We start from the raw sequence: 16,470 nt of genomic DNA, 5'->3' as shown, positions 1-16,470 counted from the left end.
GAGGCCTCGCACGTCAAGCTGGAGGTCATAGACAAGGGCGCCGGCCCGATCCAGGCGTACCTGTCGGGCAACGCGACGTTCCTGCGGCTGCCGAACATCCTCGACAGCCTGGAGGCGCTGCCGCAGGACCGCCCGGTCGAGCTGGACCTCTCGGGTCTGCACCACCTCGACCACGCCTGCCGCACGGCCCTGGAGAGCTGGGCGGAGCGCCACAGCGCGACGGGCACGGAGCCGGTGAAGGTAACCGAGCCGGTGAAGGCCACATCCGCCGAGAACGCCGCGGCGAACACCTGGCACCGTTGAGTAGCCGGGCGGTGCACACGCTGGCCGTGGGGTCTAGAACTCCTCGGACAGTCGCGGAACAGCCCCTCAAACTCGCCCACACCAAGGCACAGGCGCAGCACACTGCGGTCGGCTGACCCTGCCGCAAAACCGAACACAGGGCCTTGAGGCCGGCGTCATCAGGTCAGATCTGTCCCCGGGTGTATGGCCCAGTGGTTGGTCCGGAAAACCCGGCCTGCGAAGGTCACGTCGACCTCTGAAAGGAACCGGAAGCCGACGGAACGGCAGATGCCGTTGGACGCTGCGTTGTCTGTTGCCGGGAAAGCATGCACGACCCCCCAGCGGTCTTGATCCCGGGACTGCTCCAGGAGCGCGCGGACTGCACGCTTGCCCATTCCCTGTCCCTGGAATTCGGGCAGAACCATCCAGCCGATCTCGGAGATCGGTCCCTCACCGATGTCACGGAATCGGATGGTCACCGTCCCTGCCACCACTTCGGGGGCAACCGGATCGGGAACGATCATCTTGACCCACGCAAGGCCGGCTGCTGCCTGCTGGGCATCCCGACGGACCGTGTCTGCCATCCCCTCACGCGGCAGAGGCCCGCCGAGGTTGGCCATCATGACGGGATCGCACCGCATGCGGACATAGGCATCGATATCGTCCGGTAGTACGTTGCGCAACTGCACTGGCTTCTCCTCCAAGTTCGCCGGATCAGAAGACCCAGTCCAGTTCCTCCCCGTCGGCTGCGACTGGCAGGTACCCGTCCACCGCCTCGCCGGTCTCCAGCGCCGTGGCTGTCGCATCCAGGAGAGCCGGAAGCGACGCCCACATGGGATGGGACGAAAAGGAGCACCCCGTTTCATGATCGGCCTCGCCGATCCTTCCGCGGCGACGAGACAGGCGTTGGTCCACGATGAGGTAGTCCCCTGCACCGTTAAAGGCGAAGGGGACCCACTGCGCATGCCACCACGGCCCGTATTCCCCGTCCGGGTCGCCTTCCTCTGCTCCCGCCAGCTCATCTCCGTAGATCTTCATACGTGTCTGCCATGCCCTGGTGATGCTCTGCACCTCGAGCAAAGACCAGAACGGCGGCAGCAGGTCGTAGTGGCCCATGCCGTTGTGCCGGAGCAAGGACTCCACCAAGGGCTCGGGGAACGGCTGGCCGATGGACTGTTCGGCCACGGCGATCGCCGAGCGCTCCGCCGGGGGGCCCAGGGCAGCCAACGTACGAGGCGTGCGCTGGGCGAGCCAAGCCTCTATACGTGTCCACGACTCGGATATCGACGAAGTCATCCTGGGATCATGCCAGTTGGACGCGCCGCTGAACGGGAGGATTCGAGACGGCTTCTGAACACACCAGCACTCGGTCGGGTGTAGACACCACGGTGGCGGAACCTGTCCGGCAGCCCATGCGCAATGCCCCACATGGACCCGTCACCGAGCCGGGCATGGTCGTCGTCGACGTCGCGGCCGCCGACGACGCCATCGCGCTCGCCTTTCAGCAGCTGCTCGCCTACCGGTGGGCGACGGTGACAGCGGAGCAGGCGACGCGGGGTGCCGGTCAGAATGGCGGACGGCAGGAAGCTGCGCGAACGGGTCGGTTCTCGCAGTTCCGGAAGCCGCTTCCCGGCACGGCCTTCGGGATGCGGCCACCGGCCCTGGACCACGGATGCTCCGGGTTGCGCACGGCGCCGACGGCCGTGATGCGGGGGAGTCCGTCGGCCACGTCGACGTCCACGGTGACCACGGCGAACACGCCGGCCGGTGTGGCTAGGACGGTGCTCGTGCATGCGGACCACCAGCCCGGCCGGGTAGTGGCCCGCCGTGGACGCGAAGTACTCGGCGATGGCGGCGGCGCCGTGCAGCGGGACACGCGGGGGCTCCGCGTGGCCGTTGCCGTCCGCCCACATCGTCACGTCGGGGGTGAGCACAGCCATGAGCGCTTCCACGTCGCCGTCGAGGCAGGCAGCGAGGAAGCGCTCGGTGATCTCACGGGCCTGCCGGCGATCGGGCCCGAAGCGCCGGTTGCGCAATCGCACATGGCGCCGGGCCTGGCTGCCGAGCTGGCGTACCGCCGTCTCGGTGCGGTCGACCGCCTTGCCGACCTCGGGGAAGCTGAAGCCGAACACCTCGTGCAGCACGAACACCGCACGCTCCAGCGGCGACAGCGTCTCCATCATCACCAGGACCGCCATGCTCAGCGACTCGCCGAGCAGCGAGGACTCCATCGCGACGTCGCACGAGACCAGCAGCTGCTCGGGCAGATTCCAGGCCGCCCGGAGGCGGCTGTCGTCTCGGCCAAGACTCCCCGTTCTGACAGGCTCCTTCTGGGGAACCGACTAGTCGATCATCCGCGTCAAGCCCAACTGGTAGTGAGGGGAGGATGCGTATGAAGAAGCGGGTCGTCGTGCTGTGCGGTGGCGTACTCGTCGTGGCCGGGATCGCCGCGGCGGTGTGGTGGAACTGGTTCCGGGCGCCCTATGCCCTGGCCGATTCGCCCAGGGTCGACGTGACGGTGCGTGCGGAGAAGTCCGTGTATCCCGACGTGGAGGAGACGGCCGAGGACGTCGACACCCTCGTCCGGATCTATGTGCAACGGCTCAAAGACGGCGACGCCAAGGGACTCGCCGAGCTCGCCGGGCCCGCCTACAAGCAGCCCGGAGCGGCCGCAGCCAAGTATGTACGCGAGTACGGCAAAGCAGCGGGCGGGCACGTAGAGGTCACTGTGCTGGAGGGGTCCGTCGACTACTTCAACCCGGTGACAGTGGCGTACGAGGAGACCGGTCAGCGGCAGGAACTGCTGTTGGTCAAGGACGACGGACACTGGTGGATCGGCCTCGGCGACGGCGATCCGGCGGCCGGCAAGTAGCGGAAGAGAGGATCCGCTTCTGCTTTCCGGCGTCCTATGCGCGGGCCGGCAGGACAGTAGGGCAGGCGTGGGCGGCTATGGCTGGGACAGGCTCACAGTTGCTCCGCCTGGGTGTAGCCCCGGGTCCATCCGACCGTCAGGTCGCTCCGGCACTTTTCACCTGTCCATCCTCGCGCGCCTCCAGGAGTCGACGCTGACCCCGGTGGGCCCGATCACGATGAAGGCCGAGGGGTTCGGCCCCTTCGACACCGGCTTCACGATGAACCTCACCCCGGCCGACGAGGCCACCTTCAACACGCTCTGGACGATCCGACGGGAGTTGAGCGCCCTGCTGGAGCTCCGGGCGTCGAACTTCGAGACCTACCAGTTCCACTCGACCATCGGCTACCGCCTGGTCAAGCCGCTGGCATCCGACGTGCCGCCCATGGAGCGACTGGCCGTCAAGTGCTCCGCACTCTTCACCGGCGACGCCGCCACCGTGACCCTGGAGCACCCGGCGTTCGACCTCTTCGACGACATGCTCGCGTTCCCGCAGTTGTGGCGGCTGCCGAAGGCGTGATCCGCTTCCGTCGCCGATAAGCCGGAAGAGAAGCTCCGTTGGCACGGCCGGCCACTCTCCTGGTGAATCCCACTGACGCGGACGCGCTCTCAACTCTGGGAGCCGTGCCAGTCCAGGCACAGGACGGTGGCGTCGTCTTCCGGGTGCCCGTTGCAGGCGTCGGTGACTGTGGTGGCCAGATTGCGCGCGACCTCGCGCGGGTGCTCGCCGGCGGTGTCACGGATGAGGCCCGGGAGGTCGACTTTTTGCGCCTGGCGCTCTTGCATGCCGTCGGTGTAGAGCACGAGGCGGTCACCGGGGCACAGATCGAGGTTCTGCACCTTGTAGGGCCCCTTGTGCGCGGCGACGCCGAAGGGCAGGTTCACCGCGAGGTTCAGCTCGGCCACCGTGCCGTCGCGCAGTCGTAGGGGCCAGGGGTGGCCCGCGTTGACGAGCTGGGCACCGGTCCCGTCCAGGGCGATGCGCAGCAGCTGGCCGGTGGCGAAGGTGCGTCTGCCGTGGTCGAGGAGGGCCTGGTGGGTCTGGCGGGCCTGTTCGGCGAGGTCGACCCCGGCGCGGCGGGCGCCACGGGATGCATTGACCAGGAGGGTGGCCATGAGGGCGGCGTCGACGTCGTGACCCATGGCGTCGGTGATGGACAGGTGCAGGGTGTCCTGGTCGACGGCGTAGTCGTAGGTGTCACCGGCGATGTCGGCGGCCGGGACCAGGGCGCCGGCGAGGGCGAACTCGGCCGCCTCGCACGAAGGGGCCGAGGGCAGCAACTGGCGCTGGATCTCCGCGGCCAGGCTGACCGAGGTGGTGCGGTTGCCCCAGTGGTAGAGGTCGGTGAACCGGCGATCGGTGACGATGATGTACGCCAGCGCATGCGCGGCCTCTTCCACTTGCTCCAGCACATCCTGTGTGACCTGGGGAAGGAGCAGCTCCAGGACACCGACGGCGTCGCCGCGGTTGGTGACGGGGGCGAGTACCCGCTGCCCGCGCTCGCCCTCCGGAGCCTGCACCAGTTCCTGGGCGCGCAGGACCTCGTCGTACATGCTGTCGTCGAAGGGAACCTGTTCGGCGCGGCGCTCCTGTCGCGTAGCCGCCTCCTCGCTGACCCGCAGCAGGCGCTGGCCGACGACGTCGACGCACAGGAACGACACGTGCCGCGCGCCGAACCGGTCGCGCAGGTTGCGCGCCACGACATCGAGGGAGGCCACCGGTGCGGCGTCCTCCGCCGTTGCCAGCACCTCAGCCAGTCCGATCCGATCGCGTGCCACGTCAGCCTCCTTTTGTGTTGCCCATTCGTCTTCCCGCCGACGCGACAGGCACAGCACGGCTGTGACACATGCCTCAGCCTGTAGACGCCGGAACAGGAAAGACCACCGGAGACGTCACCCCCCTGACTGCCCCAGCAGGCCTGATGTGAAGGTTCGGGGGTAATCGGATCGCAGGACGTTTGGGTACAGGGGGTGGGCAGGCGTGGAGCAGTCGACGGGCGGTGAGGGCGAGCAGTCTCTGGTGGAGAACCTCGTATCGGTGTCGGGGGCGTTCGAGAACAGCGAGGACATCGCCGCCGCCCGCGATCTGGCCCGCAGCTTCCTCGCCGACGTCCAGGCCGTGCACGGGCTGCCGGTGTCCGGGCGCGCGATGGGCATGGTGCAGCTCGTGGTCAGCGAGCTGGTGACCAACGCCCGCAAGTACGCACCCGGCCCGTGCCTGCTGACGCTGGAAGTCACCGGCGGCGCGGTGGAGGTGACCGTGTGGGACAGCAACCCGACGCCGCCGGCGATCCTCGCGCCCGACCCGATGCGGATCGGCCAGCACGGGCTGGAGATCGTCATGGCGGTCGGCCAGAGCTTCACGGTCCGCCGTGAACCCGTGGGAAAACGGATCACCACGGCCATCGCGCTGGCCGACGATCCGGGCGGGGACGTCACCGGCCGCCGGCTGTGACTCAGGTGCGGTTTCCGCTGGTCCGGCGTGAGACGGACACCCGGGCACGGCACTGTATGACAGGCCGGAGTCGCGTTGACATGGCTCACTCTCCGTGTGAGGGCTGTCGGCGCCGAGGCCGGTCACGCGGAGTGGTTGCAGTGCACACGGGTGCCTGGCCCTTCAAGATCCGTCCTCGGGGAGCCGCCTCGGCGCTGCTCCGCCGAGCGTGGTTCGAGGCGGCCTCCACCCGTGTCCGGTCCGCAGGCCGCGCGGTGGTGTTCTCGTCCTGCCCGGACCGCTCAGCCGCTCAGGCAGTCGCCGGCTTCCGGATGCGCGGATGGTTCTCCAACGCCCAGCGCACGGTCTTCGGCGGGCGTCCGAGCAGGGTTTCCAGCTCGTCGGTGATGCCGCCGTATCCTCCGCGGCCGATGATCCGGGTCAGGGTCTTCAGGTGCTCCGCGATGTGCGGGTACGCGGACATGTTGGTGTCCACGTAGGTCTCGTTCCAGGTTTCGATGTCTTCGGGAACGTAGGTGACCGGGTGCCCCAGCACGGCCGTGAAGTCCTCCGCGATCTCGTGCATGTCCTTCAGCTCCGGGCCGGTGAGCGCGTAGGACTTGGAGATGTGCGGCGCCGGGTCGGCCAGGATCTTCGCGCACAGTTCCGCGACGTCGTAACCGGCGATGGGCGCGAGCCGGTGGTCACCGAAGGGCAGGCGCAGTTCACCGTCGGCCAGTGAGCTCAGGGCCAGCCAGGTCATGATGGGGTTCTCGACGAAGAAGGCCGCCTGGATGTTGACGGTCGGGACACCGGACCACTCCAGCACCCGCTCGGCGACCCAGTGGGCCCGTTGCTGCGGCGACCAGTTGGCGACGAGGCCGCCGAGGTGCGTACGCCGCTCTTCCTCCGGCGCGGTCATCTTGTCGAAGGTCATGAACGACTGCTCGTACTCGGAGATGTTGACGAACACCTCGATGTCGCCCTGGGCCCGCGCCGCCGCGGCCATCAGGCTCACGGCGTCGGTGTAGTACGGCGACAGGCTCATGCTGAAGTAGATGCGCCGCACCCCCTTCAGCGCGGCGGTCACGTCGGCGATGGTGAGCAGGTCACCGACGAAGACCTCCGCGCCGGCCTGGCGGAGCGAGTGCGCGCGTTCGTCGTCCTGGCGTACGAACGCCCGTACCGGGTGCCCTTGTTCAAGCAGCAAGTCGACCATCGTCCGGCTCACACCACCGATCTCGCCGGCGGCACCGGTGATCAGGATGGGATTGCGCTCTGACATCAAGGTTCCTTTGTCTGGGGGAGGTGGGACGGCTGCTCAGAAAGCCCGGGCAGCGCCTGCGCGTCAGCCGGTCAGCCGGTTCATCTTGCGGATCTGCTTGTCGAAGACCCCGGGGGGAGCGAGGCGGCGCAGTACGCGTGCGCGTCCGGCCAGGGGCCCGGCGGTGTAGCGCGGCTTCGGCTTCGTGTCGGTCGCCGCCGCGACGATCGCCCGGGCGACGACGGCGGGGGCGTCGCCGTCCCTGACCGCCTGCGCCATCACGCGGTCGACGGTCTGCCGCTGCTTGGCGTACGCGTGCAGGGGGGTGTCGGGCTTCGCGCTGTTGGCCTCGAACCCGGTGCTGGTGTACGCGGGTTGGACGATGAGCGCCCGGACGCCGTGGTCACGGGTCTCGTGGTCCAGGGACTCGGTGTAGCCCTCGATCGCGTGCTTGGAGGCGGCGTAGGCGGCCATGTAGGGCTGGGGCAGGAATCCGAGCACGGACGAGATGTTGATGATGCGCCCGCGTCGCTGAGCGCGCATGTGCGGCAGGACCTCGTTCACCATGCGCATGACCCCGAAAACGTTGGTGTCGAAGACGGACTGGGCTTGCTCGACGGAGGTCTCCTCCGCCGCACCCATCGAGCCGACGCCGGCGTTGTTGACCAGGACGTCGATCCGCCCGAACCGCTCGCTCACCTCCTGGACCGCCGCGGCGACCGAGGCATCGCTGGCGACGTCGAGTCCGAGGAACGTCACGCCGTCGAGCGGGGCGACGCGTGAGGTGTCACGACTTGTGCCGACCACGTTGAACCCCGCTGCGACCAGGGCGAGCGCGGTTTCCTTCCCGATGCCGGATGACGCACCCGTCACGAGTGCCACCGGCTGATCCGTCGTCATCATGGACTCCCGCTCATTAGAAACCGATCGGTTTCCACTACAGTAAACCGATCGGTTTCAACATGCAAGGTCAAGCGGGGAGGATGACGTCATGGGGCAGGATCAGTGCGCTGGAGAGGCGCGAGAGCGCCATCCGGGAAGGCAGGGGTATGCCGCCGAGGCGCAGGGCGATGGCCTGATCGGCGAGGTCGTCCGGGCCGGCTGGACGAGGATCTGGGAGACCGTGCACCTGTCGCTGGGTGCCGACACGGGCGAGACGGCGAACTTCTTCGCTTGCGGCATGCTTGGCAACACACTTACGGCCAGAGGGCTTCCGCGAGTGCCGGGCGGTGGGGGAGTGTTCTGGACGAGTGCGTCAGCGTACGCCTGCCGCGTCGAGCAGGACGGTCACCGTGGGTGCGATGAGCCCGGTCAGGTTGTCGGCGTGGATTCCCGCGCGGGCGCTGGCGCCGTCGAAGACCATGCTGAGCTGGCGGGCCAGCAGATCCGGATCGCCCGCCCCGCCCTGCTCGGCCTCGTCGCGGAAGAACGCGGTCAGGTTCCCCTTGACCTGATGGGCGACCCGGCTCGCGGGGTGACTCTGATCCTTGAGCTCGATCTGCACGGCCAGGTATCGGCAGCCCCGGAACTCGGGCGTGCCCGCCTGCGACTCCACCTGCCGAAAGACGTGCAGGATCCGTTCGCGGGGTGAACGGCGGTCGTCCGCGGCGGGCAGGAGGGTCGCCACATAGGCGGAGGCGCGCTCCTTCAGGCTTGCTGCCAGGAGTTCGTCCTTGCTCTCGAACAGCTGGTACATGGAGCGCTTCGACACCCCCGCCGCCTTGCACAGCGCCTCGACGCCGATGCTGACGCCGTCTCGGTAGGTGAGCGTGGCCGCCGCCTCCAGCAGCCGCTCCCTGGGGCTTCTCTTCACTTCGGTGGTCATACCGCGAGGTTAACCCGAAGCGGACAAAAAGAAAACCGATCGGTTTTCATGGGCTCCGAGGCCACTCCGAGTCATGGCCCGTCTCGGTGACCTGCCGTTACGCCGGGACGGTGGGTTTCTCCGCCGTCGTCTCCCCTGGGATGCGGTGCAGTCCCTTGCGGTCGTACCACCCCAGTACGCCGAAGCCGAACAGTGCGGCGGCCACGAGAGCGGCGGCCATCATGACCCAGCCCCGGGTCAGGCCCGCGTCGCCCTGGGCGTCGTAGTAGAGGATCGAGCGGACACCGCCGGTGATCTGCCGCAGCGGCTCGAACTCCGCGAGGAAGCGGTGGAAGCCGGGCAGTGCCTCGATGGGGGTGGCGGCGCCGGCCGTGGGTACCGCCATCCCGATGAAGACCAGCGTGACCACCAGCATGCCGGGCGTGCCGAAGACCGCGAGGAGGGTGAGCGCGCCGATGCCGGAGACGGCGATGGCGCACACCGAGTACAGCCACAGCAGTGGCAGGTGGGAGGCGTCCATGCCCATGATGCCGACCGCGCCCGCCATGACCAGGGTGCCCATCGGCAGGGACAGTCCGGTCATGAGGGTGCCGCTGATGGCGAGGGTCTGCGCCCGGGTCGCCCTGATCAGCGGGCGGTGCAGGCGCAGCGGTCCCATGTCGTTGTGGGTGTAGCCGAGGGCGTGGTCCACCTGGCCGCCGATGACGTTGGCGGAGAGCATGCCGACGACCACGAGGGTGAGTGCGTAGTAGAACGCCGTCAGGCCCAGGCCGCTGTTCGAGTCGAGGGGGTGGCCGTCCTCGACCGCGACGGCAGCCGGGTCGGCGAGCAGGACGCGTGCCGCTGCGGGCAGCTTCGCCTGCGCGGTCCCGATCTGGGCGGTCAGCTCCTTGCCCACCTGGAGCGAGGCGTTCTCGGCCGCCTGGGTCGTCGCCGTCCGGGCGAGGCTGGAGCCCAGGCTGCCGGCGGACTGGTTGGTCAGCACCCTCAGCGTTGGGCGGGCCGGGGTCCCGTCGGGCACGCCGCCGGTCAGCGCGGTGGCGGAGGCGGTGAAGTCGGCGGGCACCACGAGCGCGCCGAACAGCTTGCCCTTGCCGAGTTCCTCCCGCATCTCCTTCTCGCCCATCACTTTCCAGTCGATCTTGTCCCCGGCCGCGGTGGACTTCTTGATCGATTCCGTGATCTGCGCCCCGAGGTCGACCTGATTGCCGCCGACAGCGGCTCCCTTGTCGGCGTCGACCAGGCCGACGGGCAGCTTCGACAGGTGATCGACCGGGTCGATGTTGGCGCCGACGTAGAACACGGCGAACAGCAGCGCGAGTACGCCCGTGATGACGCCGTTCGCGATCCACAAGAGCTTGGCGCGCAGGACGCGAAAGGGGGAATGCCACTCATGCCGTACGTGTCTCTCGGTCGGGGGACCCGGAGCGTTTCGCCGGGGGCTGCCAGCCGCCGGTGACTTCCTTGACGGGCTTGTGGGGGAAGCGGCGTCGGGCGTACTCCTGCGCGTGGGAGCCCGGTAGGACGTACAGCGTTTCCTTCTTGTCCCGGAGCGGTCGCAGGACGGTGTCCATGAAGGTCTTGCGGTCGTCCAGGTAGGGGCCCAGGACGTCCTCCCCGGCGGGGCAGACGGCGAGGCAGTAGCCGGACTTGTAGCCGGGCGGTGAGCTCAGGCTCTGCCACATGGAGGCGCTCTCGGAATCGGTGACGCGGGAGCGGTAGTCGGCGGCGTCCTCGCTGTCGGCCACGGTCTGCGCCCAGTCGGTGAACCCGCTCATGAACTCGCGGTAGTTGTGCGTGGTGCAGGCCAGCGCGTCGAACGCCCCGTCCTTGCTGATGGCGCCGACCGGGCAGGCCGCGACGCACAACTTGCAGTCGATGCAGGGGTTGTAGTCCAGCGCCTGCCCGTACTCGCTCACCTCCGCGTCCACCAGGACGGTCACGAGCAGGACGAAGCTGCCGAACTTCGGGTGGATGACGTTGCGGTGCAGGCCCATCACGCCGAGCCCCGCGGCCACCGCGACCGTCTTGTGCGCCACCACCCAGATCCGCTCGCTGGGGAAGCGGTCCATCTCCTGGGGAAAGCCGACGGAGGGATTGAGCGCGCGGTAGCCGGCGTCCTGGAGTGCCTGGGTGACGCTGCGGGCGGCGTGGTTGGCCTGTTCGTCGGTCTGGTGGAACTCCTGGTTGGCCACACTGCGGGCGGGGGAGCGGCAGTTGTCGCGGTTCATCCGGACCGCCATCGCGATCAGGGTGCGGGTGCCGGGCAACGCGGACTGCACGTGCTCGCGCTCGCCGGCGAGGTCGGGGTGGTCCAGACTGACCGCGGCCGCGTCGTCCGCACCGGCCGCCAGGCACAGTTCGCGCAGCCAGGCCGCGTCGATCACCGCCGGCGGACTCGTGACGTCACCCGCCGCACGCCGGGCGAGCACGGCCCGCACGGACGGGTGCGCAGCCAGCTTCGCTGGAATCCTGGGATCCGCCGACTGCCCCTCGACGTCGCGCGCGGTAGTCATCCAATGCTCCTCGTGAGTGGGGTGGTGAGACTCGCCCGGGGCGAGAAACCGATCAGTTTCGACAGCGTAAACCGATCGGTTTCCACGCGCAAGGAGCGGTCTGGCGAGACTCTGCCGTGGATGCTGCTCTACATCGCGGTGATGACGTACCTCCTGCTGTTCCTCGCGTTCGGCTGGGTCCTGCTGCCGCTGAAGGCCATCGCGATGAACATGCTGTCGCTGACCGCGACCTTCGGCGTCCTGGTCTGGATCTTCCAGAACGGACATCTGCACCACCTGCTCGGCTTCGATCCGACGGGCTACGACCGGTTCGGCATCAAGGAGACCGACATGCCGGCCGACGACACCGCCGACAAGCGGGTCCCCGTCGCTGCTGGCTGAGCCCTGCGAGCGGGGTGCCGGTGCCCCGTCGGCACCCGCCAGCGGACGTCGGCACCCGCCAGCGGACGCCGGCACCCGCCAGGGGACGCCGGTACCCGCCAGGGGACTCGCTCCGCCGGCTCCCCCCCCCGCCCGCACGCACGACGATCGTGGCGACGATGGTTCGCGTCCTCCTGGGCCAGGCACCGCAGCAGCCTGACGACCGGTTCGAACAGCACACTGAGGACCACCGCCCGCTCGGCGAGGGTGATCCGGTCCTCGATCCCTTCGAGCTGTGCGACATCCAGGCCCGCGGGCGAGGTGGCGAGCCGCGCGTACGGGGTGAGGTCGTCGGCCGTGTCGTCGGCGCCGAGGCGGCTCAGCGCTGCGAGGCTCTCGGCGAGTGCCGGGCGGTGCGGTGACGCGTCGGAGATCTGCCGGCCCATGTTCTCGATGAGGGCCTCGACCCTCGCGGCGGCCCCGCCGGATGCCGCCTCGTCGGCGGCACTCTCGTGGTCCTCGCCGTCTTTCCCGCTCGTCTCCGCGGACGGAACGGGCAGGGCGTGATGAACCCCTCCCGTCGGTAGGACGCCGACATCGACCAGGCGGGGCAGGCAGGAGAGCTCGTCATCCGGGGGATCCACGGATACGGAACGCCCCGGTGAAGCCGGGGTAAGCCGGTGACTCTGCCGGACTTGCGTCTTGAAACCGATCGGTTTACCTTAGTGGAAACCGATCGGTTTCTCATTCTGTGGAGAGAGTCATGACCGCTTTGAAGGGCGCCAACGTCTTCGTCACCGGCGGCAGCCGCGGCATAGGCAAGGCGCTGGTGGAGGAGCTGTACGCGCGCGGTGCCGGAAAGGTCTACGCCACGGCCCGCGACCCGCGCAGCGTGACGCACCCGGACGCGGTCCCGGTGGCACTGGAGGTCACCGACCCGGCGTCCGTGGCGGCGGCCGCCGCACAGGCGGAAGACGTCACCGTACTGATCAACAACGCCGGTGCCTCGGTCGGCGCGTCCTTCCTCGACTCCCCGGTCGACGACGTCCGCCGGGAGTTCGAGACCAACTTCTACGGCCCGCTCCTGGTCGCCCGGGCCTTCGTGCCGGTCATCGAGCGCAACGGCGGCGGCCACCTCCTCAACGTGCACTCGGTGCTCTCCTGGCTGGCCCTCGGCGGCTCCTACAGCGCCTCCAAGGCCGCCCTGTGGTCGCAGACCAACTCCCTGCGCCTGGAGCTCCAGCCGCGCGGCATCGCCGTCACCGGACTCCACGTCGGCTACGTTGACACGGACCTGACGGCAGGCGTCGAGGCGCCCAAGTCCGACCCTCGAGAGGTCGCCGCGCTCGCCCTCGACGGCATCGAGACGGGCGCGTACGAGGTCCTCGCCGACGACATCTCACGGCAGGTCAAGGCGGGCCTCGCCGGAGACCTGGCCGACCTGTACGCCCAGCTGGCCAAGTAGCCCCTCTCACACACAAGGAGTCGGCGAGATGCCCGACCGCGAATCACGTCCCACGATCCACGTTCCGGGGACCACGAGCCACACCCTCGCCCCGCGCGCGGGACGTGGCGGCCGCGAGGGAACGCTGCGATATCTCAAGGCGGGCACCGGCGCTCCCCTGGTCCTGCTGCACACCGTGCGCACCCAGGCCGAACACTTCCGCTTCCTCATCCCGCTGATCGCGGACCACTACACCGTGTACGCCCTGGATCTGCCGGGGATGGGCTACTCCGAGATCGTGCCCGGCGCGTCGTACGACGAGCCGGCCATGCGCGCGGGCGTCGAGCGGCTCCTGACCGAACTCGACCTCCACGACGTGACGTTGGTGGGGGAGTCCATGGGGGCGGTGCTCGCCCTGACCACCGCGGCCGATCTCCCTGAGCGGGTCCGGCGCATCGTGGCGGTCAACGCCTACGACTTCCGCGGTGGGATCGCCCGGTCCTCTCTTCTCGCCCGTGTGGTGGTCAGCGGTGTCCTCGCACCGGGAGTGGGCCCGCTGATCGCCGGGGTGGAGCCCAAGCCCGCCCTCCGCAAGATCCTGCAGGGCGGCCTCGGCGACAAGAGCGCGCTGCGGGAGGAGTACCTGGACGAGCTCCTCCAGGTGGGCAGCCACCCCGGCTACCCGACCGTCGCCCGTGCCGTGTACCAGGCCCTTCCCAGCCTCATCGCCGCCCGCTCGCGCTACCCCGCGGTCAAGGCCCCCATCCACCTCGTCTACGGCGAGAAGGACTGGTCCCGCCCCTCGGACCGGCAAGCCAACAAGGAATTGCTGCCGGCCGCCGGCTTCACGCAGATCCCCAAGGCCGGCCACTTCATCGCTCTGGAACGGCCCGACGTGCTGGCCGACCTGTTGAACGCGGTGGCCTGACCCCCGGGACCACTGACCCGAGGACCACGCACGAGGAGAGCGACGGCTACGACACCGTACGGTGGGCCGCCGCTCTCCCCGGCTCCAGCGGTCCGGTCGGCATGATCGGAGGCAGCTACTCCGGCAACACCCAGTGGAGGGCGGCACTGTCGAAGCCGCCGGAGTTGCCCGAGCTCGGCTACGCGCCCCCGTCATCGGTCAGGCGGTGAGTGCCGTGCGCAGGGTGCCGGCCATCAGATCGATGGCTTCCTTCCCGGCCGGTACCGGGCCGGTGTGGGTGAAGTAGTGGTCGACGCCCTCGAAGCAACGGTGGGTGACCGGAACGCCGGCGGCTTCCAGGGCCTTGGCGTACGCATCGCCCTCGTCGCGCAGGCGGTCGTTCTCCGCGGTGATGACCAGGGCGGGCGGCAGCCCGGCGAGGTCGTCGGCCAGTCCGGGCGACACCAGCGGATGGGCGAGGTCGGCCGGATCGGGGACGTAGGCGGCGGTGAAGACCCGCATGAGCTGAGGGGTGAGCAGGGGCTTGATGATGGGTGACTGCTTGGTGGCCGGGTCGGCGAGCTGGTCGAGCGGTGCCGAGTCGATGATCTGGAGGCGGGGCGTGAAGGTGCCGCGGTCCCGAGCGGTCCGGCAGACCGCGGCGGTCAGGTTGGCCCCGGCGCTGTGTCCGCCCACGGCGAGTCGCGAACCGTCCCAGTCGTTGGCGGTGCCGTTCTCGGCCACCCAGGCGGTGACGTCGTACGCCTGGGTGACGGGTACGGGGTACGGCCGCTGCGGGGCGACGGCGTAGTCCACGTTGATCACCACGCAGCCGGCCGTGGCGGCTATGTAGCGGCAGATGTGGTCGTCCTGCTGGGAGCGGGCGATCACGAACCCGCCGCCGTGGAAGTTGACGTACACGGGGGCAGGGTCTGCGGCGGGGGCCGACGGGCGGTAGACGGTGCACGTCACCGGTCCGGCGCCGGTCTCCACCCGGATGGATTCCGTGCGCTTCGGGATGTCGGTGAAGCGCAGATCCTTGTGCACGCGGCTCATCATTCGGCCGAGCAGCAGCTGAACCCCTCTGGCCTGGATTCTGGGCCTGAATGACATGACGGGACCCCATCGCTACAAACTTAAAGTATCAGGATTCCTGATGATGGAGGCTCGTCGCTGATCACGCAAGGGGCAACCACGAGCCGACTGCCGAAGCGGCGAGCCTCGATCGATCCATCAACAGCGCAGGGCCCACTGACGCGACACCATCACTCGAACCGGGCGCGCCCGGGCGGGGTCAGCGGGGCGGTGCGGTGGTGCCCCGGACGACGAGGTGGGGGGCGATGATCTGTTCTCCGGCGGGGACCTGGTCGCCATCCAGACGCGCGACGGCCCGGGCGACGGCGAGTGAGGCGAGGCGCGGGATGTCCTGGCCGACGGTGGTGAGGTCGATGTGGGAGAGACGGGCCAGATGGCTGTCGTCGAAGCCGACGACGGAGATGTCACCAGGGACGGCGATGCCGCTGCGGAGGAAGATGTCGAGGACGCCGGTCGCGCAGCGGTCGTTGAAGGCCAGTACGGCGGTGGGGCGCGGGTGGGTGTCCGCAAGCGTCCGGGCGGCTTCGGCACCTTCCTCCTCGGTCAGCCCGCCGGGGAGGACGCGGATGTGGTCGGACAGGCCGTGGCGGTTCATGGCGGTGCGGTAGCCGCGGCGCCGGTCGGCCGCGCCCGGTGCCCGTCCGCCGTCGATGTGGGCGATGTCGCGGTGACCCAGTGCGACGAGGTGGTCCACCGCTTGGCGGGCGCCCTTGTCGTCGGCGGTCCGTACCACCTCCAGGCCCGGGACGGCCGGTCGCAGCCGACGGGCCACGGAGACGACCGGAAACTGCCCGGCTAGATCCGCCAGCCGTGCGGCGGGGGCCTGCGGGCCGAGCAGGATCAGCGCCTCGCAGCGATCGGCGAGCAGCGTCTCAACGGCGCGCTGCTCGCCGCGACCGGCGGTCACGGCGCTCAGCGCGATCTGGTACCCGGCCGGTTCGGCCGCCGCGTAGATGCCCTCCACCAGGTCGGTGTGGAACGGATGCTGGAGGCCGAACTGCACCCCGAGCAGCCGCGAACGGTGGCTGCGCAGCAGTCGCGCGCGGGCATCCGGGCGGTAACCGATCTCGCGTGCGGCCTCCTGGACGCGCTCGCGGGTGGCGGCGCTGGCGCCCTTCGCGCCGCGCATCACGATGGAGACCAGTGCCGTGGACACCCCTGCCCGTGCTGCCACGTCGGCGAGCGTCGGCCGCTTTCCGCCGGGGACCGCCGGGGTCGTCGGCACTGTGTTCTCCCTGGTCGAAGGGCGCATCCTGGGCCCCGATTGTAAAACGTTCTAGCCTCACGTGGGGGAGAGGAGCGGTGCCCCCGGCAGGCGAGGACACCGGAGGGATGGGGATCGCTGCCCAGGGGATATGCGGACTCGGCGTGCGGGGTGGCGAGATCCGTTTGACCGACGGCTTCCCCGCCATCGCGAACCGGGAACCGAGAC

At 69.3% G+C, this 16,470-nt stretch carries 18 protein-coding genes and 4 pseudogenes; 11 read left to right on the top strand and 11 right to left on the bottom strand.

Going from position 1 to position 16,470, the window contains the following annotated elements; genetic code table 11:
- Positions 1–303 (top strand): annotated as a pseudogene (locus tag ABZ192_RS30815) (SulP family inorganic anion transporter); the annotation flags it as partial.
- Positions 304–461: 158 nt separating this feature from the next.
- On the opposite strand, the gene ABZ192_RS30810 reads toward ABZ192_RS30815, so the two are convergent.
- Entirely contained in the window at positions 462–971 is a 510-nt protein-coding gene (locus ABZ192_RS30810) for a GNAT family N-acetyltransferase (protein ID WP_356927750.1), read from the bottom strand.
- 25 nt (positions 972–996) lie between these two features.
- Complete coding sequence (locus ABZ192_RS30805) at positions 997–1,578, bottom strand: SMI1/KNR4 family protein (RefSeq protein WP_356927749.1); 582 nt, start codon at positions 1,576–1,578, stop codon at positions 997–999.
- 116 nt (positions 1,579–1,694) lie between these two features.
- On the opposite strand from ABZ192_RS30805, the pseudogene ABZ192_RS30800 reads away from it, so the two are divergent.
- Positions 1,695–1,802: pseudogene (locus ABZ192_RS30800) on the top strand (DUF6207 family protein); the annotation flags it as partial.
- Positions 1,803–1,961: 159 nt separating this feature from the next.
- Here the strand turns inward: ABZ192_RS30800 and ABZ192_RS30795 are convergent.
- Positions 1,962–2,480, bottom strand: a pseudogene (locus ABZ192_RS30795) (sigma factor-like helix-turn-helix DNA-binding protein); the annotation flags it as partial.
- A gap of 194 nt (positions 2,481–2,674) precedes the next feature.
- On the opposite strand from ABZ192_RS30795, the gene ABZ192_RS30790 reads away from it, so the two are divergent.
- Positions 2,675–3,154 carry a hypothetical protein gene (locus tag ABZ192_RS30790; RefSeq protein ID WP_356927748.1) on the top strand — a complete coding sequence of 160 codons (480 nt, stop codon included), beginning with the start codon at positions 2,675–2,677 and terminating at the stop codon, positions 3,152–3,154.
- Between the two features lie 202 nt (positions 3,155–3,356).
- The gene (locus ABZ192_RS30785; protein ID WP_356927747.1) at positions 3,357–3,713 is read left to right on the top strand and encodes a hypothetical protein; all 357 of its coding nucleotides are present in this window, start codon (positions 3,357–3,359) and stop codon (positions 3,711–3,713) included.
- 89 nt (positions 3,714–3,802) lie between these two features.
- Here the strand turns inward: ABZ192_RS30785 and ABZ192_RS30780 are convergent, their stop codons facing one another.
- A complete protein-coding gene (locus tag ABZ192_RS30780) occupies positions 3,803–4,972 on the bottom strand; it encodes a PP2C family protein-serine/threonine phosphatase (protein ID WP_356927746.1) in 1,170 nt (389 codons plus the stop codon).
- Positions 4,973–5,174: 202 nt separating this feature from the next.
- Here ABZ192_RS30780 and ABZ192_RS30775 point away from each other — a divergent pair, with 202 nt between their 5' ends.
- Complete coding sequence (locus ABZ192_RS30775; protein WP_356927745.1) at positions 5,175–5,648, top strand: ATP-binding protein; 474 nt, start codon at positions 5,175–5,177, stop codon at positions 5,646–5,648.
- A gap of 289 nt (positions 5,649–5,937) precedes the next feature.
- On the opposite strand, the gene ABZ192_RS30770 is transcribed toward ABZ192_RS30775, so the two are convergent.
- Positions 5,938–6,912, bottom strand: a complete 975-nt coding sequence (locus ABZ192_RS30770; protein WP_356927744.1) for an NmrA family NAD(P)-binding protein — start codon at positions 6,910–6,912, stop codon at positions 5,938–5,940.
- A gap of 63 nt (positions 6,913–6,975) precedes the next feature.
- Positions 6,976–7,791: an oxidoreductase gene (locus tag ABZ192_RS30765; RefSeq protein ID WP_356927756.1), complete on the bottom strand. Its 816-nt coding sequence runs from the start codon at positions 7,789–7,791 to the stop codon at positions 6,976–6,978.
- Positions 7,792–7,942: 151 nt separating this feature from the next.
- Here ABZ192_RS30765 and ABZ192_RS30760 point away from each other — a divergent pair.
- A pseudogene (locus tag ABZ192_RS30760) lies at positions 7,943–8,107 on the top strand (TetR family transcriptional regulator); the annotation flags it as partial.
- 39 nt (positions 8,108–8,146) lie between these two features.
- Here ABZ192_RS30760 and ABZ192_RS30755 read toward each other — a convergent pair.
- The 3 genes from ABZ192_RS30755 to ABZ192_RS30745 form a co-directional block, all read right to left on the bottom strand.
- Positions 8,147–8,716, bottom strand: coding sequence for a TetR/AcrR family transcriptional regulator (locus ABZ192_RS30755; protein ID WP_356927743.1), 570 nt, complete (start codon positions 8,714–8,716; stop codon positions 8,147–8,149).
- Positions 8,717–8,813: 97 nt separating this feature from the next.
- Complete coding sequence (locus tag ABZ192_RS30750; protein WP_356927742.1) at positions 8,814–10,070, bottom strand: DUF3533 domain-containing protein; 1,257 nt, start codon at positions 10,068–10,070, stop codon at positions 8,814–8,816.
- Positions 10,071–10,107: 37 nt separating this feature from the next.
- Complete coding sequence (locus ABZ192_RS30745) at positions 10,108–11,232, bottom strand: 4Fe-4S binding protein (RefSeq protein ID WP_356927741.1); 1,125 nt, start codon at positions 11,230–11,232, stop codon at positions 10,108–10,110.
- 120 nt (positions 11,233–11,352) lie between these two features.
- Here ABZ192_RS30745 and ABZ192_RS30740 point away from each other — a divergent pair, with 120 nt between their 5' ends.
- The 5 genes from ABZ192_RS30740 (at position 11,353) to ABZ192_RS30720 (ending at position 14,173) form a co-directional block, all read left to right on the top strand.
- Positions 11,353–11,613 (top strand): hypothetical protein, encoded by a 261-nt coding sequence (locus ABZ192_RS30740; RefSeq protein ID WP_356927740.1) that lies wholly within the window; start codon positions 11,353–11,355, stop codon positions 11,611–11,613.
- 158 nt (positions 11,614–11,771) lie between these two features.
- Positions 11,772–12,014 carry a hypothetical protein gene (locus tag ABZ192_RS30735; RefSeq protein ID WP_356927739.1) on the top strand — a complete coding sequence of 81 codons (243 nt, stop codon included), beginning with the start codon at positions 11,772–11,774 and terminating at the stop codon, positions 12,012–12,014.
- Between the two features lie 341 nt (positions 12,015–12,355).
- Positions 12,356–13,057, top strand: coding sequence for an SDR family oxidoreductase (locus ABZ192_RS30730; RefSeq protein ID WP_356927738.1), 702 nt, complete (start codon positions 12,356–12,358; stop codon positions 13,055–13,057).
- Positions 13,058–13,085: 28 nt separating this feature from the next.
- Complete coding sequence (locus ABZ192_RS30725) at positions 13,086–13,964, top strand: alpha/beta hydrolase (protein WP_356927737.1); 879 nt, start codon at positions 13,086–13,088, stop codon at positions 13,962–13,964.
- A complete protein-coding gene (locus tag ABZ192_RS30720) occupies positions 13,862–14,173 on the top strand; it encodes a CocE/NonD family hydrolase (protein WP_356927755.1) in 312 nt (103 codons plus the stop codon). The genes ABZ192_RS30725 and ABZ192_RS30720 overlap by 103 nt, the downstream gene beginning before the upstream one ends.
- On the opposite strand, the gene ABZ192_RS30715 is transcribed toward ABZ192_RS30720, so the two are convergent.
- Both ABZ192_RS30715 and ABZ192_RS30710 read right to left on the bottom strand, forming a co-directional pair.
- Positions 14,163–14,999 (bottom strand): alpha/beta hydrolase, encoded by an 837-nt coding sequence (locus tag ABZ192_RS30715; protein WP_356927754.1) that lies wholly within the window; start codon positions 14,997–14,999, stop codon positions 14,163–14,165. The two genes, ABZ192_RS30720 and ABZ192_RS30715, sit on opposite strands and share 11 nt — an antisense overlap.
- Before the next feature lie 238 nt (positions 15,000–15,237).
- Positions 15,238–16,263: a LacI family DNA-binding transcriptional regulator gene (locus ABZ192_RS30710; protein WP_356927736.1), complete on the bottom strand. Its 1,026-nt coding sequence runs from the start codon at positions 16,261–16,263 to the stop codon at positions 15,238–15,240.
- Between the last annotated feature and the right edge of the window lie 207 nt (positions 16,264–16,470).

Origin of the sequence: Streptomyces sp. NPDC006235, assembly GCF_040613735.1 — a bacterium.
In the GTDB taxonomy this organism is placed as follows: domain Bacteria; phylum Actinomycetota; class Actinomycetes; order Streptomycetales; family Streptomycetaceae; genus Streptomyces.
Note: the sequence above shows the minus strand (reverse complement) of the source record. Positions and strands in the feature narration are given on the sequence as shown.

Bases quoted from the DNA above. Each gene is read 5' to 3' on its own strand.
- ABZ192_RS30805 (WP_356927749.1), bottom strand. From the start codon at position 1,578: ATGACTTCGTCGATATCCGAGTCGTGGACACGTATAGAGGCTTGGCTC.
- ABZ192_RS30790 (WP_356927748.1), top strand. From the start codon at position 2,675: ATGAAGAAGCGGGTCGTCGTGCTGTGCGGTGGCGTACTCGTCGTGGCC.
- ABZ192_RS30770 (WP_356927744.1), bottom strand. From the start codon at position 6,912: ATGTCAGAGCGCAATCCCATCCTGATCACCGGTGCCGCCGGCGAGATC.
- ABZ192_RS30765 (WP_356927756.1), bottom strand. From the start codon at position 7,791: ATGACGACGGATCAGCCGGTGGCACTCGTGACGGGTGCGTCATCCGGC.
- ABZ192_RS30755 (WP_356927743.1), bottom strand. From the start codon at position 8,716: ATGACCACCGAAGTGAAGAGAAGCCCCAGGGAGCGGCTGCTGGAGGCG.
- ABZ192_RS30745 (WP_356927741.1), bottom strand. From the start codon at position 11,232: ATGACTACCGCGCGCGACGTCGAGGGGCAGTCGGCGGATCCCAGGATT.
- ABZ192_RS30740 (WP_356927740.1), top strand. From the start codon at position 11,353: ATGCTGCTCTACATCGCGGTGATGACGTACCTCCTGCTGTTCCTCGCG.
- ABZ192_RS30735 (WP_356927739.1), top strand. From the start codon at position 11,772: ATGGTTCGCGTCCTCCTGGGCCAGGCACCGCAGCAGCCTGACGACCGG.
- ABZ192_RS30730 (WP_356927738.1), top strand. From the start codon at position 12,356: ATGACCGCTTTGAAGGGCGCCAACGTCTTCGTCACCGGCGGCAGCCGC.
- ABZ192_RS30725 (WP_356927737.1), top strand. From the start codon at position 13,086: ATGCCCGACCGCGAATCACGTCCCACGATCCACGTTCCGGGGACCACG.
- ABZ192_RS30715 (WP_356927754.1), bottom strand. From the start codon at position 14,999: ATGAGCCGCGTGCACAAGGATCTGCGCTTCACCGACATCCCGAAGCGC.